This window comes from candidate division KSB1 bacterium (genome assembly GCA_022566355.1).
Classification (GTDB): domain Bacteria; phylum Zhuqueibacterota; class JdFR-76; order JdFR-76; family DREG01; genus JADFJB01.
This window is the reverse complement of record JADFJB010000084.1, coordinates 1-21,123: the sequence shown is the minus strand read 5'-3', so window position 1 is coordinate 21,123 and position 21,123 is coordinate 1. Positions and strand designations below refer to the sequence as shown.

Below are 21,123 nucleotides of genomic sequence, written 5' to 3'. Positions count from 1 at the left end.
CCTGAATCTTCTTTCCGGTTTCCAAATCCTCAAACGTTAAGGCGCCTTCGTAGGTAAACTCCAATTCTTTACGTCCGGTTAATTGAAACAAAATAACTTCATTTTTTAGCGCATGCAGTTTCCGTAACACTTCTCGGATCTCGTTACTATACTCGTACATATCACTTACGAAAATGACCAACTCCCGTTTCTGACCCGATAGAAAGATATTTTCCAGTTCATCCCAATTTGGCCAAATTCCAACAGCTTTGATTTTTTCTAATTCATGAATAAATCGATGCAAATGTTGATGGTCACCCTTTGGGGTAAGCAACGAAATTTCCTTATCATTGATCGCATAAATCCCTATGGCATCTCCCTGCAGGTGCGCCAGGTAGCCAAGCGAAGCGATCAGAAATCTTGCATAATTAAACTTGGAGATTTTACTCTCCTCGTGTAACATCGATGCACTGGCATCCAGGATAAAGCGAACCGTAATACTGTTCTCTACCTCTGATTCACGAATATAATATCGATCCGACCGGGCAAATAATTTCCAATCAACCCGGCGTACATCATCTCCCGGTTGATAGCTGCGAAACTGGTTAAACTCGAGACCTGCTCCCGGAACCGGACTCTGGTGAGCGCCGATCATAAAACCATCCACGACTGTTTTCGCCAGTAATTCAAGATTTGAAATTGCAGCCAATGTTAAGGGATCGATAAATCGGTAAGATGAAATTGGCATATAAATTTTTTTAGCTTTTCATCGAAGAGTTCGCTGAGAGTGCTGAGTTTCAGGGTTTTTTAGAACTCAACGATCTTTGCGCTCTCCGCAGTTAAGTATCATTTCAGATTTTACTTGGATTTTAACATCAAATTAACAAATATCATGTTAACAATTCCCCTCCTTTACAAGGAGGGGTTAGGGGAGGTTATTAATACAACCCTCTTAGCCATCAATATTTTCATTTAAGTTCAGGCACACCATTCGGATTTTTTCCAATACACCATCTTTTACTACCCCTCCTAACTTCCCCTTTATAAAGGGGAGGAATTAAATAGTACATCTTTATGTCAACAGAGAAAAAAAGCATGCCATACATATCCGTGTTTATAATCCTTAAATTATTCCAACGGACTCTTTGGCTCAGGCACTTTCTCCAGAAGTTCCCTGGTGATGTGATCTGAAGTAATTCGCTCTGCCTCGGCTTTAAAATTAACCAACACTCGATGACGCAGTACCGGGAAAGCCATGGATTTTATGTCATCTAAGGTTACGGAAAATCGTCCGTTTAACAAGGCTTTTGCTTTAGAGGTTAGAATAATTGCCTGGCCTGCGCGGGGTCCGGCACCCCATCTAACCCACTCCGATACTTTTTCTATGGAACTGCCGTTTGGCCGCGTCGCTCTTATCAGGCGATTCACATAAGCCAATAATGCTTCATTAATAATTACCTCCCTGGCAATTCTTTGGGCGTTCAGAATCTCATCGGCAGACATTACCGGTTGTGTTTCAACTATAATATTTCCTGTCGTAGTAGATAAAATCTGCAGCTCTTTTTCTTCAGTAGGATAACTAATCTCAATGTTTAACAGAAATCTATCCAATTGAGCTTCCGGAAGTGGATAGGTTCCGGCTTGTTCTATCGGATTTTGCGTTGCGAGCACAAAAAACGGTCGTTCCAATTCGTAAGTCTTGCCACCGTAGGTGACTTCAAATTCTTGCATGGCTTCGAGTAAAGCCGATTGCGTTTTTGGCGGCGTTCGATTAATTTCATCTGCTAAAACGATATTGGCGAAAACCGGGCCTTTGTTGAATTTAAAGAAGCGTTTGCCTGTTGCGTGGTCCTCTTCAAGAATTTCCGTGCCGATTATATCAGAAGGCATTAAGTCCGGCGTAAATTGGATGCGATGAAATGACAAGTGAACCGCATTCGCTAAGGTGCGGATCATCAAGGTTTTTGCTAGTCCCGGCACTCCTTCCAGCAAACAATGACCTCCGGATAGAAACGCGGTTAAAAGCTGTTCGATGGTATCTTCCTGACCGATTATCACCTTTTGAATTTCAGCGCGAAGAAGATTCAGTTTTTGTAAAAGTTTCTGTATATCGTCTTCGTTGAACTTTGGGGTTTCTGCTATTTTCATTGATTTGTCTCTTTTGTCTATAAACTTCTGAAGAATTAACAAAATGTCATTTCGACGTAGCCTTCAGCTGCTCTCAGGATAAACTCCGCGAGGAGAAATCTTGTTTGACAAGTTTTTTAAAGGAATCAAAAGATTTCTCGTCGTAAACTCCTCGAAATGACAACGAAATTAATATTTTTGAAATCATTGTTACATTTTCAGATTTGAAATTTGGTTATTTGTTATTTGTATTTTGTTCATTATTCATTGTTCATTTTTCATTGGTTTAAGCTGTCATTGCATAGATGACAATATTCACACCAAACTTCGTATTGTCTTCAACCAGCCAACGCTTATTGCGGAAATCATAATCCCATTCGCAACCATAATCTTTATTGCTATAAAGTACACCGATACGTCCATTTATTTCGATAGCTTTTAAATAATCATGCACCAGATCGTCGCCCCAACCGTTCAACTCGACGGAAGTTGTGGGTGGTCCTTTATCGAATTTAAAAAATGAAGTATAGATATCATGACGATCTCGTAAAAAGTCGAAAGATTAAAAGGACATACAATATATTGACATTTCACCCATGGCTTAACCACATTATATTGTGTTCACAAAAATGTTGCCGCCTTTGTTTTAACGTATTGATAAATAGTTAGTTAAGAGCATTTAGTTCTTACATTTAAGCGACAAAATACTTACCTTATCTCATTGATATTAAATAACATAAGGCAAAAAAGTGATAAAGGTCAAAAATCGCAACAATTTGTATCTCAAAGGCATGGACCCATGGGAAAATTCTCTGAGCGCTAAAAAACTCGCACGACTTAAAAAGTCCTGGGCAGAGATTTTCAAACAGCACATTCTTCCGAGGATGCCAATTACCCAGATCGCCAAATATTTTAACAAAAAAATGGGCCGGCCTACCAAAGAACTGGTTTCCATCCCGACGCTTCGGGACGTTCTGCAACAAATATTTGATTTAACCGATGATGAAACAGTCGACCAGATGGCCTTTAATCAGCAATGGCATTATGCGCTTGATGTGCTGGATCAAGATGACCAGTTCCTTTCTTTAAAAACGCTTTGGAATATGCGGCATATTTTGACGACCGACAGTCTGGCGAAAAAAGTTTTCAATGATGCAACAGATAGACTTAAGGAAGTCTATAAGGTTGATACCAGTCTCCAGCGCCTCGATTCGGTCCAATAACTAATCACAAGACTATTTGGCAACTAAAATGATGTTTGGGGGGTTGCTGTTTTGTACTTTGACCTTTTTTGAATCTAAATCATAACTATTTCTTTGTTCCGTAAAGAAGCTCTTACAATAAAGCTTCGATTTTCCCCAATTCCCCTTGCATTAAACCTGCCCTCTACATATCATTTTAAACTCATCAATTAAAATGCCTCTTCACAGTTTTTACAATTTTAAGGATTTAAACAATAATGAACCATCCAGAAGAAAAGAAAAAATCCAAAAAACCATCATTATCTACCGTCAAATATGTGTTTAAAACCATCATTTGGCCGAGAAGGAAATTATTATCGCTTGGATTGGTTTTAATCATAATCAAAAGTTTAAGCGGTTTGGTATTACCGGGCTCAAGTAAGTACCTCATTGATAATGTGATTACTGAGGGGAATACCGAGTTGTTAAAAACAATCTTGTTTGTCGCTGGTGGCGCCATTACCGTTCAAGCGTTCACTTCGTTTTTTTTAACCCGGCTTTTGAGTGTCGAAGCTCAACACCTGATTTCATTGCTGCGTTCTAAAGTACAGAGACACATCATTTATCTGCCAATCTCTTATTTTGATAATACCAAATCAGGTTCATTGGTGTCCCGCATCATGAATGACGTGGAAGGTGTGCGCAACCTGGTAGGCACCGGCCTGTTGCAATTGTTCGGCGGGGCGCTCACTTCGGTGGTTGCCTTTTTTCTGCTCCTGAATATCAACGCAGCCATGACTTTGTATGTATTGGCGCCGCTGATTCTGTTCGGTTTAATCTCATTAAAAGCGTTTTCTGTTATTCGCCCCATTTTCCGAAAACGGTGGGAGATTAGCGCCGAAGTTACCGGCCGTCTCACCGAGTCTCTCGGTGGCATCCGGGTGATTAAGGGTTTTAATGCGGAAAAACAGGAAATAAGTGTCTTTGAGAAAGGCGTTGACAGCATTTTCCAGAATATAAAAAAATCCCTTACAGCCACGAGCTTGCTTACCAGTTCGGCTACTTTGCTTCTTGGGCTGGCAAGTGTTGGGATTATGGGGTTGGGCGGTTCTATGATCCTGAAGGGCAACTTAACTATCGGGGAATTTTTCGCATTTACTCTTTACCTGGGCTTCCTGATCGCGCCAATCGTACAGATGAGTAACATCGGCAGCCAAATCACTGAAGGGTTTGCTGGTCTTGATCGCATGAAAGAAATCCTCAATACACAAAAAGAAGGGGAAGAAGCATCCCGAACACAAAATTTAGATGGTTTTGACGGCGCTATCACCTTTGAGAAGGTTTCCTTTGCCTATGAGAAAGGCAAGGAAGTCTTAAAAGATATTAGCTTTGAAGCGCCTGCCGGTACGGTTACCGCTCTTGTTGGCAGTTCCGGCTCAGGAAAAACCACCATTGCAGGATTGGCTGCATCCTTCCTGAAACCCAACCAGGGCACTGTATTTATCGATGGACACAATCTTTCAAATGTAAAACTAAACAGTTATCGCAGTCAGCTTGGAGTTGTTTTTCAAGATGATTTTTTGTATGAGGGAACCATTCGGGAAAATATCTTGTTCGCCAGGCCAGGTGCAGGCGAAGATGAGTTGCTAGAAGCAGTCAAGGCTGCTCATGTAAAGGAGTTTACCGATCGTTTCGATGATGGACTGGATACGGTGATCGGCGAACGCGGCGTGAAGCTCTCCGGCGGCCAGCGCCAGCGCGTAACCATCGCCCGCGCTTTGTTGGCAAATCCCAAAGTGCTTATCCTGGATGAAGCCACATCCAGCCTGGATACCGAAAGCGAAATCTACATCCAGGAAAGTCTTGCCAGGTTATTGAAAGGCCGGACTACTCTTGTCATTGCCCACCGTTTAAGCACGATCCGGCAAGCCGACCAGATCCTGGTAATCGAAGACGGCCAGATCGTCGAACGCGGCACCCATGATGAGCTTATCAAAAAAGAAGGGCGTTATTTCCGGCTATATACATACCAGGCGAGGATTTAGGACGTGAAACGGGAAAAGAAAAAAAGATCGCTACGAATTAGTTTTACCACAGACCTGCACAGACAAAAACATGCCACAGACTCACACTGACAAAACAAGCCGCTGACTTGCACAGACAAAAACAAGCCACTGACTTGTACAGACAAAAACGAGTTACTGATCTACACAGACTAAATCATAGAAGATGATTCAATTAGTAGTTTTGAGCAAAAATCATTAAACAAGATTCATTTCCCATGAAAGCAATGGTTTTAAACAAAATCTGTTCTCTCAACCGAAATAACACTCCCCTGGAATTAAGGAATATTCCCGTTCCGGAACCGTCTGAAAATGAAATTTTAGTAAAAATATCTACTTGTGGAGTTTGCCATACTGAATTGGATGAAATTGAAGGACGAACGGCTCCACCACATTTACCGGTGGTTTTGGGCCATCAAGTAGTAGGAACTGTAGAAAAAAAGGGGGGAAATGCCGGGTTGTTTGAACTCGGCGACAGGGTTGGGATCGCATGGATTTTTTCGGCTTGCGGAAATTGCCAGTATTGTCTTAATGGCAACGAAAATCTATGCGATGATTTTAAAGCGACTGGTAGAGATGTGAATGGCGGTTATGCTGAGTATATAACTGTACCCGAAAAGTTCGCCCATAGTATACCAGCTTTATTCTCAGATTCGGAGGCTGCACCACTTTTATGCGCCGGCGCAATTGGCTACCGTTCCCTGAAATTATGTAATCTTAAAAATGGTCAACGTTTGGGGCTTACCGGGTTTGGCGCGTCCGGGCATCTAGTATTAAAAATGATACGCTATAAATATCCGGCTACAAAGGTTTACGTATTTGCCCGGAGTGATAAAGAAAGACAATTTGCCCGGGAGCTTGGAGCCGTCTGGGCGGGCAATACTGAGGATGAATCTCCCGAAAAATTGCATTGCATCATCGATACGACACCGGTTTGGAAACCTGTTGTTGAAGCTCTTAATAATTTAAAAGCCGGAGGACGATTGGTCATCAATGCCATACGAAAAGAAGAAGTTGATAAAAAGTATTTGTTGGGCCTGGATTATCCCAAACACCTGTGGATGGAAAAAGAAATTAAAAGCGTGGCCAATGTTACTCGCAGCGATGTGAGTGAATTCCTTCAGATCGCGGCAGAAATTCCCATCAAACCCGAATACCAGGAATACGATTTGGAAGATGCCAATATTGCATTGATGGAATTAAAGGAAAGAAAGATTCGCGGAGCTAAGGTGCTGAGAGTCACATAACAGATTGAAATAAAATCAACCAATGCTATAAAGTTGCGAATCTGAAATTGAGCGAATCAACTGAATCATCATTTCAGCCAGGCTAATAAAATTATTTTAGTATTGGATTAAATCTGTTGTTACGTGGTTTTTGCTTTCCGGAATCTAGATCTAAAAATTAAGAAAAGCCCAATCAGCAAAAAAGGGATACTCAATAGTTGCCCCATATTCAACGTCATTCCCGCTTCGAAAGTAGATTGGGTTTCTTTGAAAAATTCAACAAAAATACGGAAGCCAAAAATACAAGTAAGGAAAATTCCAAATAGCATACCTGGAAAAACTGGATGAAACTTACGATAGACAGTAATCAATAATAAAAAAATACTTAAGTATGCTAAAGCTTCGTAAATTTGGGTCGGGTGCCTGGGGATCATATCAACACGAGTAAAAATAAATGCCCATGGCACATCGGTAGCTTTTCCCAGGATCTCAGAATTAAACAAATTACCCACCCGTATAAAAAATCCGGATAAAGCCACAACAATCACAACACGGTCCACAACCCAAAAGTAAGTCTGCTTAGGTTTTTTCTTCGAATATAAATAAATAGCAGTCAAAATTCCAATAGCCGCGCCATGACTCGCCAATCCACCCCGCCAGAATTTGATGATTTCAATCGGATTGCTTAAATAGTAACCGGGTTCATAGAAAAGACAATGTCCCAGCCGTGCACCTATAACAACACCAAACAAAACATAAAACAACAGTATGTCAACATCAGTCTTGGGTAATTTTTCCTTTTGGAAAATCCATTGTATAATTCGATAACCCAGGAAAAATGATGTGGCAAACAGCAATCCATACCAGCGAATGGTAAATGCACCGAATCGGAAAATTTCGGGGTCAACACTCCAGTGTATGTAGGGGGAAAGAATCATGATAAAATCACATTTTTACAAAAATCTGAATAATATCCTTGACCAATTGCATGTTTGATCATTCCAGAAGTCATTTGATATTACACCATGAAATGTATAATCTAATTCATTATTTATTATAATCTTCTAAATTTATTTGATGGAAATTAAAATGCCAACAAATGTAGCAATTGATGATAAACTGATTGAAGAAGCCCAAATTGGAATCATCGCACGAAGAAAGCTGCTGTTATAGAGGCATTACTAGAGTATATTCAAAGACGTAAGCAACTCAAAATTATTGATCTGTTTGGTTCAATTGATTATGAACCTGATTATGATTATAAGAAGCAACGGGTTAAACGATGAAAATAATAGTCGAAACAAGTATATGGTCTTTAGCATTTCGGAGAAAAAATGATTTACAGAATCCAAATGTTCGAGAGCTATATACTTACAATTTTACTATTCTTTTTATGGAAATAGATTCGTCCTGAATGACATAAGGAAACTTAATACATCCAATGTCGTCCCGTCGTGCAGGATGCTGCAGAGTGTCGTTCCCGAATGCTTTCAGAGTGTCCGGGTACTACCCCGAAATGTCATCCTCTAATGTTTTCAAGCTGTCCGAGAACCCCAAAAATGTCACCCCGAAGTGCTTACCCCCGTTAAAAACATACGGGCATAAGTTTATCGGGGTCTATTGGCCTGTGTAACAAGATTCCCGATAATCCCGCCAGGCGGGACGGGAATGACAGTTTTATAAACCAGTGATAGGTTTATGAATAGTCCAGGTACTAGTAATGATTATGAAAAAGGCAGCAGAATATTTTAATATTTGAAAAAGTGAGGGTATTCAAGGATCAAATTCGGATTATTTAATATGTGCAATTTCTAATCGATTTGACTTTTCAATTTTTACAAATGATAAAGATTTTCAAAATTTCTGACAATTATTGCCTATAAGACTTCACTCCTACCGAATTCATTAATTGCTATAAGAATATTTCTACCTCAAATCCCTCGCTTTAATGGTATAATTCCACAATTCTTTGCCATCAACATTATAATCTGTGATTTTCATCTGGCGATCTGTACGTTTTCCGGAAAATTCCAGCAATGCAAAATTTCGTTCAACTACCAAGGTCTCGGGGATGCGAAGATAATTTGCATCAGGTTTGTCCCAAATAACCGGTCCGGCCGTTAATGGAGAGATGGTTAAGTCATAGATTGGATAGGTGCCTCTTCGCTCCAGTTTTGACAATTCTGTATGATGGACATCGCCGCTAAAAAATATCACCCCAGTAATATTTTCTTGCTCAATTGCTTTTAGCAGCCGGTCCCTTTCATCTGCAAAAATAGCGTGATGTTCAAATCCCGCAACCGGGTTCAAAAATTGGCCCCCAATTGCGACGACCTTAAATGGCGCAGCACTTTTTACCAGTGCATCGATGAGCCATTCAAATTGTTGCTCTCCCAGGATGGATCGTTTTCCTGAGATTCTATTATTGGGCGTTCGGTAATAACGATTATCCAACAAGAAGAATTGTACGTCGGCCCATTGGAATTGGGTTGTAATTCCGGGCTGTCCATTCACACCAAATGATGGATTGCCCCAAAAGAGCTTGAATGCTTCTAATGTCCATTCTTTGTTCCAGAGCCCACGATCGCTGTTATTAGGTCCAAAATCATGATCGTCCCAAATCGCATAATGATGAGAAGAGCCCAACAATGGCTGCAGTTCCGGCAAAGAACGTGTGTGAGTATTGCGATAATGAATCCCGGTAATCGAGTTCCAGTCGGCCTCTCTAAGATATACATTATCGCCAAGCCACAGCATTAAATCGGGTTGTTTGGCATGTATCTGAGTGAAAATCTGGTATCCGGCTCCATAAGGTGCACCAGGCCGATCATAGGGTTCATCATTCACATAAGCGCAGCTTCCAATTACCATTTTAAAGTCAGGCGGATCGGTGCGCCATTGCCACAAAGTTTGGGTTTGGAATTTTAGAGGATAAGGTCTGTTTACTTTTTTGCCATTAATGGTTAGTTCGTAAACATATTTATTTCCTGGTTCTACCTTGTCTGCCAATAGTTTGGCAGTAAATGCAGTTCTTTTGTTAGTTTGTACTTCTTCGGTTGATAACTTATTATTGGGTCTCAATTCATCCCAATATTTGATTTGAACATTCGCTGGGGCATTGGTTTGCACCCAGAGCAAAACCTCCATCATAGTAGAATAACCAACCATTGGACCCGATTGAAGATAATTGGATTGAGCCATTAGAGGATGTACTAAACCAAGCCAAACAGCGAAAATGGTAAAGAAGCGAACGAAAAGCACGACTTTCCTCCTGGTTTTTGTGAATATACTATGTGAATTTAAATGAAAAAGACGAAGCTATAGTTTTGCCATTACCGCACGAAAAATACCAACAAAAATTAAGATTATACCAAATGTACATACTATGGATGCACCTGTTGGTATGTCAAGCAATACAGAAATGATAATTCCCATCAAGCTGGCAATGACTCCCACCGCGCTTCCAATGGCAAGCCTACTGGAATCACGATCAGAAAAAAGGACAGCTATTATGCCTGGCACAACAAGAAATGAGAAAACCAACAAAACTCCCGAAATTCTAACCGATTGGGTTACGACGATTCCGAATGAAATATAAAAGAGAAAATCCCACAATCGAACTTTTATGCCTTGCTGAAAAGCTTTTTCGGGATTTCTGGAGATTGCCAAAAATTGCTTGCGAAATTTGTAATGAAACATTCCGATGATCATATAAATGATAGAGACCCTGATGATTTCAGTCCAGGTGACAAATAAGACGCTGCCGACCAACATACCTTTTATTTTCTCAGAACCCTCTGGAGAGCGGTCCATGACAAGAATAAAGGCAGCAGCCGAGACGGCGTATACAATTCCGATGATTGCTTCCTGGGGTACTTTTTCTCTGCGGGTTCGTGTTAGTGAAAATATCGCGGCGCCAATAAATGTAAAAAGTAATCCCAATATAACAGAGGTTGTATCTCCATACTCAAATCCCATCAAAAATCCAAATGCAGCTCCTAAGGCAGCAATTTGAGCAAGCGCCAAATCGACAAAAATAACCTTTCGGTCAATGATATGAATTCCCAAATAGGCATGCATCATAGCTATGACTAAACATGCGACGATTGGTGCAGTTAATAATTCTACCATCTTGTTTGCTATTTGTTAAAAAACCTGGATATTCATTCTCATTTCGTTCTAATTACTATAATTTTCAAATGCTTTGATTAGTTCAGTTAAATTGTATTCAAACAGATTTAAATAGTTGTCCACTCCTTTAAAAGCTTCGACAGAAGGTGCAAAAGAGACTACGGTTGCACCTGTTTTACTCGCTATGGTTTTAGCCGGTTTATCATCAAAATAGGGTGAAATAATGATGACTTTAATATTTTCAGTCCTGATCCGTTTTATTACGGAAACCAGGTGCCTGGGCGTGGGTGGAATGCCAGGCTTCGGTTCGATAAAACTAACCACATCTATGTGAAATCGTTTCGTAAAATATGGCCAACTATTGTGATAGGCAATGATTTTCACGTTCTCATATGGCTTCATTCGTTCCTCCCATATTCTAATGGCAGCATCCAATCGGTCAATAAAGTTATTTAAATTCTCTTGAAAATAACCAGAATCTTCGGGTTGAATGGCAATGAGTTTATCACAAATATTCTTCGCTATTATTTTGCCGTTTTCAGGGTCTAACCAATAGTGAGGATTCCCATAAATATGAATGTCTCCCTGCGCACGTAATTCTGCGGGATTAGTATTTGGCACCTCGAGAAGATCTATATTTTGGGAGGCATTAAGATAACCGGTCCCGCCATAATATATTTTGCGATTCCTGGCTTTTTCCAAAAGAGGCGGAACCCAGCCAATTTCCAAGTCCAATCCAATGTGGATAAATAAATCAGCTTTTATCATTTTTAAAATATGGCTGGGTTTTGGGTCCACAAAATGAGGATCCTGGTATCCTTTTGCGATGGCAACCACTTCAACTTTATCACCACCAACTTGTCTGGCAATATCGGCCAAATCAGGCAGAGAGGTTACAATTTTGATTTTATCGGCAGCAAAAAGGTTAGTCGTTAGAAGAATTGTAATGATAAAAATAGATTCCATAATTTTCTTGGTTTTCATAAATGTTCCTGCTCCTATAAATAAGTTATTAGTGTAGCGTACTAAATTAGTATTGATGCGCACCATGAGCGCCAATAACAAAGACGCCTCTCAACTGGATGTCAAAAAAATCATCACCCAAATTTCCAGTGTTGTATCGACCTTGAATTTCAAATTTTTGAAACTCAGTTGCGAAAAATTGCAAGATTCCGGAATGCGCCGTTTGATTGAATTTATTTGTTTCAGGAAACTCCGAGTAATCAATCAAATAGCCGAGATACCATCTTTTAGAGAGTTGGTAGCGCAAATGGGAAAAAAGGCCAAAACTTTCAATTGTACTTCCTAACTCCTCACGACGACTTAACAGGGCTTCGGTTTGCCATTCAAATGATTTGAGTTTATTGAATTGTAATGGCTTCCATTTTAGTGTAATATCGGTTGAAAATATAGTGGTACGATCTCCCGTTTCGTTATGAGGGCCAGACATTCCGCCCAAACCGATCTCAAGGGATGTGTTATCGGATAAATCAAAAAAATTCCTCAAGTGAGCCAGGTATAGAAAATTATCGGTTTCAGCTCTCGTAAAAGATGCATTTTCGGCAGGTCCGTTTAAGATACTTAGTGTTAACTCCTGGAAAAATTTAGTGTTTGGTAACAACCAGTTCAAGGAGGCGCCTTCATCAACCAATCCCTCTCCACCGAAAAAATTCTGATACATGAGGGGCAATCCGATGAAATTATAGGCATGCGGATGGGTTTCATTGATTTTGCCAAACTTAGGACGGAATTTGCCCAGTTTTAGCTGCATTGAGTGTGGCAAAGTTAACAAAGTCAAATAAGCCTCTTCGAGCTCAGTAGAAAGGCCACCCTCTTCTTCCCCATGTAGTTCATCTTCACTTTCAGCCCCACCACCTAAATTTTCTTTATGCCTTCCGAAACCTATATAAAAATCTGCTCGTGCATATGGATCCACCGCTGCCAAAAATGCAAATTCAGCTTCACCCAAACCCAGATTAACATTTCTTTCTAACCCATCTTGATTGCTGGCATTGCTAAAAAAACTACCAATTACGCTTACATTTGGATTCATGTTCTGGAAAACCTGTTGCCTGGCTTTAAGCGTTTTATCGGAAATTTGCGGAAGTTGTTTTTCTTGTTCCTTAGTTTTGGGAGCCAGCTCAGCTTCCAGTTCTTTTAGTAATGCTTCATCCTCATCATTTGTAGAATCACTCTTAGTGATTTGTGCAAATTCATCCTGGAGTTTTTTAATCTTATCACTTAGCAGTTGGATTTCTTTCTCGAGTCGGACAATCTTATCCGATTGTTTTTCTTGGCCAAATCCTGGCGCTGCTAAAAAAACACATAAAACCACTAAAATACCGAATGATTTTTGAATTATTTCCACAAATAATTTACACATTATAATAAATCTTTCATCGTTCAAATCAACCTGGTTGTTGAACTATTAAATCTCATTGAATTTAGGAATAATGTTAATATTCCAAAAGCCACATGGGAAAAATGTAGATTAATGAATTAAGATTGAGGAGGCGCTCTATTTAAAAATAGAGGATAGTTTTGATTCGATGGAAATCTTGTGTGGCTATTTGCAAAAAGTAGCCAGTGGGATGATAGATATACAATAGCAGCTAAAAGTAATAAACCAAGCGCAGATATTAGGCTCATTTCAAGAATATAAGCCGGACAGTTTAATGGTTCATCCAAGGTAGGTGTATGATTATGCAAGAAGGGCAGGAATGCAAATAATGCAATAAACACTATTGCAGCGATTATAAGGAATATTTTTTGCAAGAAATTCATTTTAATCATCTCTTAGGTTCAAATATAAAATGCTTACCTATAAAAATTGTTCCGTTTATTGCAAAATATACACGTGCAATGATAAAACAGGAAATCGATAAAATCAATAAAAAAAGCTGAAACCAAAATTTAAATTGAAGGAATAACCTAACTCAGATTCGAAAGTTTTGTAATTAATTTAATTAAACCTGCATTATTCATGAATTGCTTACATAGGCAAAGTTTTCTTATCTGCATAAAACAAACCATTGATTCTTTTGTAGTCAAACCAGCCACAACTTTGTGCTAAATTATGTTATAAACACTGACTAAATTTCGAAGCGATGTCGCTTTGAAATTTATGATCTTCAGGTGCATAAAAATTAATTGCTTTTTGAATTAGCAATGGATAAATTCATTTCAATTTTATGTCAGAAATATCAAAAAACTGGAAACGAATCCAAGAACGAATTGCTGAAGCAGCAATAAATTCAGGTAGAAATTTTAATGAGATAAAAATTGTTGCTGTTTCCAAAACGTTTCCTGCAGAGATCATTGAAGAGGCTGTAGAAGCAGGAGTAACAATCATTGGTGAAAATCGTATCCAGGAAGCCTGGCAAAAATACCAACGTTTAGGAAACATAGCATCCTGGCATTTAATCGGTCACTTACAAACCAATAAAGTTAAACGGGCAATACAGATATTTGATGTTATCCATTCAGTGGATAGTTTACATCTTGCAGAAGAAATTAGTCGAAGATGTGAACAGAGAAATAAGGATGTGGAAATTCTTCTGGAAGTAAAGACATCAGATGAATCTACTAAATTTGGCATAAGCTCGAACCAGGCATTAGAACTTGCACGGAAAGTTGTTACTTTACCGCACCTTCGTTTAACCGGACTTATGACGATCGGGAAATTTACTTCTAATGAAAAAGAAGTACGTGAGTGCTTCCAAATGTTGCGGCAGGTCAAAGATCAAATTAACTCAAACATCAATTCACACAAACCAATTCACCATTTATCAATGGGTATGAGTCATGATTTTGAATGGGCTATCGAAGAAGGTGCAACCATAGTTCGAATTGGGACTGCGATTTTTGGGCAACGACAACCTAAACAATCAGCCTTCTAAAAATGTAGGAGGATCATTTGAAATTAACACCACTTGACATAAAGAAGCAGGAATTTAAGCGTATCATGAGGGGCTTTGATACTTTGGAAGTAGAAACCTTCTTGGAGATGGTAGCTAATGAATATGAAGCTCTTCTCAATGAAAAGGATCAATTGAAGTCCGAGGCTCTAATATTGCGTACGCAAGTAAAGGATTACCAACAGGTTGAACAAACCTTAAAAGAAACTCTGATGAATGCGCAGGAATCCATTAGCCGGACACGAGTCAATACAGAAAAAGAAGCTGGGTTAATTATCCATGAAGCCGAATTACGAGCGGAAAAAATCCTGGACCAGGCACGTAATAAGGTTGAAAAAATAAAGAACGATATAACACTTCTCCGGGTTCAAAAGGAATCGTTTATCAACCGACTAAGACACTTACTGGAATCTCAAATCGAACTGATCAAAGTATTACAAATTGATGATTCCGAACTCAAGGATGAAAGAAAGCAATCGAAAAGGAAAAAGGAAATTCCTTTACCTGTCATTCAAGAGGAATTACCGCTCACTTCAGACACACGACTTCATCAACCCGAGCCAGTTCCGACAGAACAATCTTCAGTTGAATCCCCCGCCGAAAATCCCTCAACCGAACCACATGATGATGACCAAATGGTATTTTAATCAAATTGATAAGGAGCCTCGGTATGCATAAACCTAATGCTTATATACCCTTCATATTGATTGTTTTTTTTATTGTGCTCCAGAGTTGTGCCAGCCGTACCGTTGTAATCAACTACTCCCAATTACAAGTACCCTCAGAAATCAAACTTAAACTTGAGAATGGCGAACTTGTTGAAGGAATCGCCATTAAAAAATCCAGTGAGAGTATAATATTGCAGAAAGAGATATCCGAAGAACTCGAAATTAAACGGAATTCAATAACGGAAATTAAAAAATTCGATCTGGTTCTTGATGAAAAAGGCAACCTGGTTTCTCAGAAAGAGATATTGGGTATGAAAAACAACAAATCTGCTACGATCTATACCCTTAGCGGCGGTGCCCTCAGCTTTGGTGGCAGCCTCCTTATCAGTTCTCTGGCATCAAGAGCCTCTGACAATGAATTCAACATGGCTAACCCGATTTCCATAGGCGGCGGAATTTTAGGAGCGATTTTATTTAACCGGATAGGCAATAAACGTGATTTTGAGATGGCGATTGACCGGGTAAAAGAAAGCCGTAAACAAGTAGCTGAACAGCAGATAAAGGAAGAGCGGGGCAGGTTAGATAAAATCCAACAACAAATCAAGACCGAAAAAGCAGCAAAAGCCAAATTGGAAGAAGAACGAAAGAAATTAGAAGCAGCTTTAAAGAAAAAGAAAAACGAATGACTGAGCTTCGAAACAAAATTGATGAAACTGTTTCTTTTTTAAGAAAGAAATCTGAAAGTAAACCACCGATTGGTATTATTTTGGGGACCGGTCTCGGTCGGTTAGCGAAAGCAATTGAAAAAGAGCACGAGATTTCCTACCGGGATATTCCTCATTTCCCACTTTCAACCGTTGAATTTCATGAGGGAAATTTAATTTTCGGCCGTCTTGGCGGTAAAGAGGTGGTTGCCATGCAGGGGCGCTTTCATTACTACGAAGGCTATACTATGCAGCAAATTACCTACCCGGTTCGTGTAATGAAAGCCCTTGGTGTGAATACACTGATGGTATCGAATGCTTGCGGCGGGCTTAATCCGCTTTATAAAGCAGGTGATATTATGGTCATTTGTGATCATATCAACCTGCTAGGCGACAATCCGCTCATTGGGGAAAATGATGACGAACTTGGCATTCGTTTCCCGGACATGTCCGAGCCTTACAGCCTCGAATATATCGAACGAGTTGAACAAATTGCCCTGGATGAGAAGATCAAACTACATAAAGGCGTCTATTTGGCTTTATCCGGTCCAAACCTGGAAACACGTTCCGAATATCGAATGCTGCGAAACCTTGGCGCCGATGTTGTGGGTATGTCCACTGTTCCGGAAGTGATTGTTGCGGTGCATGCCAGCTTGAAGGTACTGGGAATGTCTGTTATTACCGATGAATGTTTCCCGGATTCTTTAAAAGCTGTGGATATTCAGGAGATATTAAAGCATGCTAATGAAGCTGAACCCAAAATGACGGTAATCATGAAGCGTTTTGTGGAAACCTTTGGCAGTTGACTCTTGAATAAGAGAGGTCTTTCTTTTTTAAAGAATTGCTTCCACTATTCCAAAAGCAAAATCCTATCAATTGGAATTTTCATTTTTCTATTCATTATAAGATTTTTCCCATCTTTGTACCAAACTACACTCCTATCATCAGTGTCGTAAATTATTTTTTTCTTCAATCCTAAAATAGTATGGCCATGCCTTACGTGGATTAACTTCAATTTTTTGCCCAGGCACGGCCACGTGCTTTCATTTAGTCAAGTAAGAATTTAACAAACTACATTTGGATTCTCAATTCACCGGTAAGAACAAAGTCATGCCTTTACCCAATGAAAGTTCATCCAGATGGCCGGCAATATTACCCGCTTGGTTTTTTACGTGCAAATGTATATTAGTGGTATGATGAGTAAAAACACCATGATGTTTGTCTGAATAAAATCCGAGTATTTCGACTGTTTCATCAGCAATTGTTCCATGTAATCCCGATGCTTTGTGCTTTGCGTGTGTGTGCTCCGTATCTCCTTCTGGCCAATCGATAACATGCCACTGTGCTGATTTTACTTTACCTCGAATGAGAAAAGGATAAGGTTGATCCTGAGGAATTGAGTACTCCACCGAAGCTTTCGATATAAAAATCTCAAGATCCTTTAAGGATACGATACTCTCAGGAATATCGATTGGTTGCCAATTCGCTTGTTCTGTATACACCAGCAACGCAGCTTGATGGTCGTAAGATTGATCCAGTTTAACCATGCCGTTTTTAACAGAAGTGATAAAAGGCACCCCTGCAAAAATGAGGATTTCTCCTTTTAAATTTGCCAGTGCACCCAAGCCATATAAATTTTTAGTATTCTCCAGAGATTTCAGATCGATTTTGGCACTTATATCCGCATCAAACATCATTTTTCTCAATGCCCCAGCTACATGAACACCCTTCTTAGGTTGAGGCTGACAATTTATTGATAAACACAGCATTAAAATTATGCCTAACCGGTTTTTGATATTCATACTATTTCCTTTCAAAATAATTTAGGATCCTATTATTTCCAGATGTCATTTATTGACTAATCATGGTTACCAAGAGCGGAACTTTAAACTGAACTGACTTGGATCACAAAACATGAGACATTCTTAAACTTAATAAGTGTCTGCGGTTTTGACCGTTTACTAGCCAGTTCAAAACAACAAAATAATTGACATCGGTATTAAAACTAAGAATCAACTCAAAACGACAAATCTAAGTCGAACTTGAGTGATCAACTCAGAAATGAGCAGCTTTTGAGAAAAATAGCGGGGTTTGAAAGTTTGGTTTGATATGAAGAGAAATTTGAATGTAGTATAATGGCCGTACAGACTGATTGAGGAATTATAATATTCGTAACGAATCCTACATTTGTGTGGACCGTCTTAACATCTTGTTTAATATAGGTCTCAAGCTTTGATGAAAAATCTCCACATTTTGGATTATTATTCGCATTGGATTTATCGGTTAGGGTATTATTCTTTCCATTATTTTGTTTACAGCAACGGTGAGCTTGATTAGAGTCTACAATCTTTTGAAGTTCAACTGAACACAATTTCCCAGTAGTACAAATCAAATCGATTGTATTTGCATTCGCCCAGGTTAAAAAACAGAACAAAATCACAACAACAAGCATTTTATTTTTACGATACATAAACCAATTCTCAATCAATAATCCAGTAATGCGATTTCTAATTACGTAAGTAAAAATGTAGCGGTTTCATCGAAGAACAAAACAGCTAATGTTCCAAATTCATCGAAGACTTCGTTTCTTACCCCAATCCCATTGTCCGTATATAACCTCCGACGGCAGTTTGTGTCCGCAAATCCGTAACGCCACAATGGCCAAAGCCCGGTGATGAGCTTCATGGGCAACCATGTAACTCAGAAAAGTAGCGGGCGAGCCGTTCCAACTTTTCACCTTGCCCGAGGATTCACATTCTTCCAGAAATCGAGCGACAATTGGTTGAGAAGCCTGTAACGCTTGCTTTAATTCTTCCTTAGTTGGCTGCGCGCCTTTGGGAAAACTCTGTACATCAACTACTAACTTTGGAGCTGCATGGTTGAGCCAGCGAAGACGAACATTGTGAATGTGGGCAAACTGTGCGGCAACAGAACGGGTGCGGGGTTGTATAGCTGTCTTGTAAATAATCTTCTGCTATATTTTCGAGCAGGTAAAAGTTCGCCTCATTGCTCATTTGCCAGGCTTCAATAAGCTGGGATTCCATTAGGTTTCCTCTTGAATTAATATATCTTTTTCATCCAGGATTATTTCGATGACTCAATAAAGGGATCGAATCCACCCACCATCAACCGGGATCGAAGTACCAGTAATATAGCTCGCTCTTTCAGAAGCAAGGAATGCAACCAACGCGGCAAATTCACGCGGTTCACCGATCCGGCCCATTGGAATTTGATTTGCCCAACCATCGATTGCTTTTTCCACTGTAGTTCCTTTAGCCTTCGCAATTTGTCCCGCCAACTCCTCAACCCGACTGGTACGGGTATAACCGGGCAGCACGTTGTTTACTGTAATGCCTAAAGACGCTACTTCATTTGCCAGGGTACGGGCGAAACCTGTCACGGCTGCACGAATGCTGTTTGATAGAATCAGGTTATCTACTGGCTGCTTTACCGAAATCGATGTGACATTAAGGATTCGGCCCCATTTGCGTTCTTTCATTCCGGGTAGAACGGCTCGCGTTATGTTGAGTACACTTTCTAGATTTTGGCGAATAGCTTCTTGCCATTCCTCCTGGCTCAGACTTGCAAATACCCCAGCAGGTGGTCCGCCAGTATTGGTGACCAGAATGTCTATGCGGCCAAACTCATTAATTCCGGTTTCCACAACATGATTCACTTGTCCTGGTTCTGTAAGATTTGCCGCTATTGCAACAACTTTCACACCTGTCTTTTCGATAATTTCAGATTTGACTTTGTTGAGGTTCTCTTCACCGCGAGCACAAAGAATCAGGTTCGCTCCTTCATAGGCCAGTTCCTCTGCCACGGCGCGTCCCAAACCACGACTGGAAGCGGCGACCAATGCTACTTTTCCTTTTAAACCAAAATTCATCTGCTATAACCCTGTTGCTTTATCGTGAAAATAGCTATCTGTGCCGTCAAGCCAATCCTGTCGAGGCGGGCTAAAAACATCTACATCAAATGTATCTTCCAGGGCTTGTGCTTTGTGTACCACATTCGAAGGAAGATGTAAGACTTCACCAGATCGAACGACAATCTCCTCTGATTCATCCTCGCCGATCCAAAAGTGAAGTGCGCCATCCATGATATAGGTGATCTGCTCATTCTCATGGGAGTGTGTGGGCACAATGCTACCTTTTTTAAGATAGACCTGGGCTACCATGATGCGGTTACCCGTAACCAAACGCCGGTCGATTTGATCTGTAACTTTCTCCAATGGCATATCATCCCAGCGATAAAAGTTCACTTCAGATTGTTTACTCATTGATTCCTCCGGTTAGATGATGATCTAGCTTCAACTGATTCTACACACTTATTTACATGCTATTTCCTTATATCAAGGAAACTTTATTTCCTTTTAAGAAGGAATACAGAACATGCATTTGAATATTGCTTTCATTTTAAACTTCCAGGCGGATATTTAAAATAAACGTCTCGTTCGATATCTTTTATTTCTACTGTGATTTGAAGATTGAGCTCGGATATGGATTGGCTATAAATCTCTTTTAAAGCTTCAAGAATTTGACTACCGATCTCTTTTTTTAAGGTCTGCGGTCGTCCCTCCAAAAAGTGAATATCCAGGTTAATAAATGCATTTGAAGTTTCCCCACGACCAATATAATAGTTATCCAGTTTGAAGGCTCTGCTTTTACAATTGTCTATTTTTATGCCACCAATGTCGGCCAGAATATTATGTAATTTTACAAAAAGATCTTGAAAGCTAATCTCCTGGTCTATATTCGCTGTATATTGAAGTATTAATTGCGGCATTATGGATTAAAATTATGGATCATCATAATAATACGTACTTATTCTCAAAAAAAAAGTATTAAGACAGGATTAACAAGAATTTTAAAATGATAAATGAAAAAGGTCATTACGGTTTTTAGAACCATCATTCTTATATCAACATACATTCTGTGTTTATATTGAAATTGAAGGAATATTTTTCTTTTCTGATTTTAGGCATAGCTAACTATTAATTAACCTGCACTATTCATGAATTTTTGCCACAAAGACTCTAAGTCACTAAGAATATTAAAGTTATAAAGAAGATTACTATGAACCAATTTTCGGTCAATATAAAAAATCAATCTTTCTTAACCTTTA

Annotated in this window: 19 protein-coding genes and 2 pseudogenes; 8 read left to right on the top strand and 13 right to left on the bottom strand. The window is 39.6% G+C overall.

Annotation, left to right across the window (positions count from 1 at the left end; genetic code table 11):
* From IIC38_14145 to IIC38_14135, 3 genes and pseudogenes are all read right to left on the bottom strand, one after another.
* On the bottom strand, nt 1–727 hold a 727-nt coding region (locus tag IIC38_14145; protein MCH8127076.1), incomplete at its 3' end, for a DUF58 domain-containing protein.
* Nucleotides 728–1,107: 380 nt separating this feature from the next.
* Nucleotides 1,108–2,127 carry a MoxR family ATPase gene (locus IIC38_14140; GenBank protein ID MCH8127075.1) on the bottom strand — a complete coding sequence of 340 codons (1,020 nt, stop codon included), beginning with the start codon at nt 2,125–2,127 and terminating at the stop codon, nt 1,108–1,110.
* A 265-nt stretch (nt 2,128–2,392) separates the two neighbouring features.
* Nucleotides 2,393–2,638, bottom strand: a pseudogene (locus IIC38_14135) (DUF4159 domain-containing protein).
* Nucleotides 2,639–2,855: 217 nt separating this feature from the next.
* Between IIC38_14135 and IIC38_14130 the strand changes: the two are divergent.
* From IIC38_14130 to IIC38_14120, 3 genes are all read left to right on the top strand, one after another.
* Nucleotides 2,856–3,329, top strand: a complete 474-nt coding sequence (locus IIC38_14130) for a transposase (GenBank protein ID MCH8127074.1) — start codon at nt 2,856–2,858, stop codon at nt 3,327–3,329.
* 236 nt (nt 3,330–3,565) lie between these two features.
* On the top strand, nt 3,566–5,332 hold the full coding sequence (locus IIC38_14125; GenBank protein ID MCH8127073.1) for an ABC transporter ATP-binding protein: 1,767 nt from the start codon (nt 3,566–3,568) through the stop codon (nt 5,330–5,332).
* Nucleotides 5,333–5,568: 236 nt separating this feature from the next.
* Nucleotides 5,569–6,597 (top strand): zinc-dependent alcohol dehydrogenase family protein, encoded by a 1,029-nt coding sequence (locus IIC38_14120; GenBank protein ID MCH8127072.1) that lies wholly within the window; start codon nt 5,569–5,571, stop codon nt 6,595–6,597.
* Between the two features lie 119 nt (nt 6,598–6,716).
* On the opposite strand, the gene lgt is transcribed toward IIC38_14120, so the two are convergent.
* A complete protein-coding gene (gene lgt / locus IIC38_14115) occupies nt 6,717–7,514 on the bottom strand; it encodes a prolipoprotein diacylglyceryl transferase (GenBank protein MCH8127071.1) in 798 nt (265 codons plus the stop codon).
* Between the two features lie 151 nt (nt 7,515–7,665).
* Between lgt and IIC38_14110 the strand changes: the two are divergent.
* Nucleotides 7,666–7,862: pseudogene (locus IIC38_14110) on the top strand (type II toxin-antitoxin system VapB family antitoxin).
* A gap of 640 nt (nt 7,863–8,502) precedes the next feature.
* Here IIC38_14110 and IIC38_14105 read toward each other — a convergent pair.
* The 4 genes from IIC38_14105 to IIC38_14090 form a co-directional block, all read right to left on the bottom strand.
* Nucleotides 8,503–9,777 carry an alkaline phosphatase family protein gene (locus IIC38_14105; GenBank protein MCH8127070.1) on the bottom strand — a complete coding sequence of 425 codons (1,275 nt, stop codon included), beginning with the start codon at nt 9,775–9,777 and terminating at the stop codon, nt 8,503–8,505.
* 117 nt (nt 9,778–9,894) lie between these two features.
* Nucleotides 9,895–10,707, bottom strand: a complete 813-nt coding sequence (locus tag IIC38_14100; protein ID MCH8127069.1) for a metal ABC transporter permease — start codon at nt 10,705–10,707, stop codon at nt 9,895–9,897.
* Between the two features lie 48 nt (nt 10,708–10,755).
* Nucleotides 10,756–11,691, bottom strand: coding sequence for a zinc ABC transporter substrate-binding protein (locus tag IIC38_14095; GenBank protein MCH8127068.1), 936 nt, complete (start codon nt 11,689–11,691; stop codon nt 10,756–10,758).
* A gap of 46 nt (nt 11,692–11,737) precedes the next feature.
* A complete protein-coding gene (locus tag IIC38_14090) occupies nt 11,738–13,090 on the bottom strand; it encodes a hypothetical protein (protein MCH8127067.1) in 1,353 nt (450 codons plus the stop codon).
* 808 nt (nt 13,091–13,898) lie between these two features.
* Between IIC38_14090 and IIC38_14085 the strand changes: the two genes are divergently transcribed.
* The 4 genes from IIC38_14085 to IIC38_14070 are packed head-to-tail and all read left to right on the top strand — an operon-like array spanning nt 13,899 to nt 16,802.
* Complete coding sequence (locus tag IIC38_14085) at nt 13,899–14,606, top strand: YggS family pyridoxal phosphate-dependent enzyme (GenBank protein ID MCH8127066.1); 708 nt, start codon at nt 13,899–13,901, stop codon at nt 14,604–14,606.
* Nucleotides 14,607–14,623: 17 nt separating this feature from the next.
* The gene (locus tag IIC38_14080) at nt 14,624–15,271 is read left to right on the top strand and encodes a DivIVA domain-containing protein (GenBank protein MCH8127065.1); all 648 of its coding nucleotides are present in this window, start codon (nt 14,624–14,626) and stop codon (nt 15,269–15,271) included.
* Between the two features lie 23 nt (nt 15,272–15,294).
* A complete protein-coding gene (locus IIC38_14075; protein MCH8127064.1) occupies nt 15,295–15,978 on the top strand; it encodes a hypothetical protein in 684 nt (227 codons plus the stop codon).
* Nucleotides 15,975–16,802, top strand: coding sequence for a purine-nucleoside phosphorylase (locus tag IIC38_14070; protein ID MCH8127063.1), 828 nt, complete (start codon nt 15,975–15,977; stop codon nt 16,800–16,802). The genes IIC38_14075 and IIC38_14070 overlap by 4 nt, the downstream gene beginning before the upstream one ends.
* A gap of 279 nt (nt 16,803–17,081) precedes the next feature.
* Here IIC38_14070 and IIC38_14065 read toward each other — a convergent pair whose 3' ends face one another.
* The 5 genes from IIC38_14065 to IIC38_14045 all read right to left on the bottom strand — a co-directional run bounded on the left by IIC38_14065 (nt 17,082) and on the right by IIC38_14045 (nt 20,784).
* Nucleotides 17,082–17,798 (bottom strand): acetolactate decarboxylase, encoded by a 717-nt coding sequence (locus tag IIC38_14065; GenBank protein ID MCH8127062.1) that lies wholly within the window; start codon nt 17,796–17,798, stop codon nt 17,082–17,084.
* A 767-nt stretch (nt 17,799–18,565) separates the two neighbouring features.
* A complete protein-coding gene (locus IIC38_14060; GenBank protein ID MCH8127061.1) occupies nt 18,566–18,964 on the bottom strand; it encodes a hypothetical protein in 399 nt (132 codons plus the stop codon).
* A 129-nt stretch (nt 18,965–19,093) separates the two neighbouring features.
* Nucleotides 19,094–19,885 (bottom strand): SDR family oxidoreductase, encoded by a 792-nt coding sequence (locus IIC38_14055; GenBank protein MCH8127060.1) that lies wholly within the window; start codon nt 19,883–19,885, stop codon nt 19,094–19,096.
* A 3-nt stretch (nt 19,886–19,888) separates the two neighbouring features.
* Nucleotides 19,889–20,278, bottom strand: a complete 390-nt coding sequence (locus tag IIC38_14050) for a cupin domain-containing protein (GenBank protein ID MCH8127059.1) — start codon at nt 20,276–20,278, stop codon at nt 19,889–19,891.
* Nucleotides 20,279–20,409: 131 nt separating this feature from the next.
* Nucleotides 20,410–20,784, bottom strand: a complete 375-nt coding sequence (locus IIC38_14045) for a 5-carboxymethyl-2-hydroxymuconate Delta-isomerase (protein MCH8127058.1) — start codon at nt 20,782–20,784, stop codon at nt 20,410–20,412.
* Between the last annotated feature and the right edge of the window lie 339 nt (nt 20,785–21,123).

Excerpts from the sequence above, each read along its gene's own strand:
- IIC38_14045 (MCH8127058.1), bottom strand. The coding sequence starts at position 20,784 with ATGCCGCAATTAATACTTCAATATACAGCGAATATAGACCAGGAGATT.
- IIC38_14075 (MCH8127064.1), top strand. The coding sequence starts at position 15,295 with ATGCATAAACCTAATGCTTATATACCCTTCATATTGATTGTTTTTTTT.
- IIC38_14095 (MCH8127068.1), bottom strand. The coding sequence starts at position 11,691 with ATGAAAACCAAGAAAATTATGGAATCTATTTTTATCATTACAATTCTT.
- IIC38_14085 (MCH8127066.1), top strand. The coding sequence starts at position 13,899 with ATGTCAGAAATATCAAAAAACTGGAAACGAATCCAAGAACGAATTGCT.
- IIC38_14140 (MCH8127075.1), bottom strand. The coding sequence starts at position 2,127 with ATGAAAATAGCAGAAACCCCAAAGTTCAACGAAGACGATATACAGAAA.
- IIC38_14120 (MCH8127072.1), top strand. The coding sequence starts at position 5,569 with ATGAAAGCAATGGTTTTAAACAAAATCTGTTCTCTCAACCGAAATAAC.
- IIC38_14070 (MCH8127063.1), top strand. The coding sequence starts at position 15,975 with ATGACTGAGCTTCGAAACAAAATTGATGAAACTGTTTCTTTTTTAAGA.
- IIC38_14065 (MCH8127062.1), bottom strand. The coding sequence starts at position 17,798 with ATGAATATCAAAAACCGGTTAGGCATAATTTTAATGCTGTGTTTATCA.
- IIC38_14105 (MCH8127070.1), bottom strand. The coding sequence starts at position 9,777 with ATGGCTCAATCCAATTATCTTCAATCGGGTCCAATGGTTGGTTATTCT.
- IIC38_14125 (MCH8127073.1), top strand. The coding sequence starts at position 3,566 with ATGAACCATCCAGAAGAAAAGAAAAAATCCAAAAAACCATCATTATCT.
- IIC38_14055 (MCH8127060.1), bottom strand. The coding sequence starts at position 19,885 with ATGAATTTTGGTTTAAAAGGAAAAGTAGCATTGGTCGCCGCTTCCAGT.
- lgt (MCH8127071.1), bottom strand. The coding sequence starts at position 7,514 with ATGATTCTTTCCCCCTACATACACTGGAGTGTTGACCCCGAAATTTTC.
- IIC38_14090 (MCH8127067.1), bottom strand. The coding sequence starts at position 13,090 with ATGTGTAAATTATTTGTGGAAATAATTCAAAAATCATTCGGTATTTTA.
- IIC38_14050 (MCH8127059.1), bottom strand. The coding sequence starts at position 20,278 with ATGAGTAAACAATCTGAAGTGAACTTTTATCGCTGGGATGATATGCCA.
- IIC38_14100 (MCH8127069.1), bottom strand. The coding sequence starts at position 10,707 with ATGGTAGAATTATTAACTGCACCAATCGTCGCATGTTTAGTCATAGCT.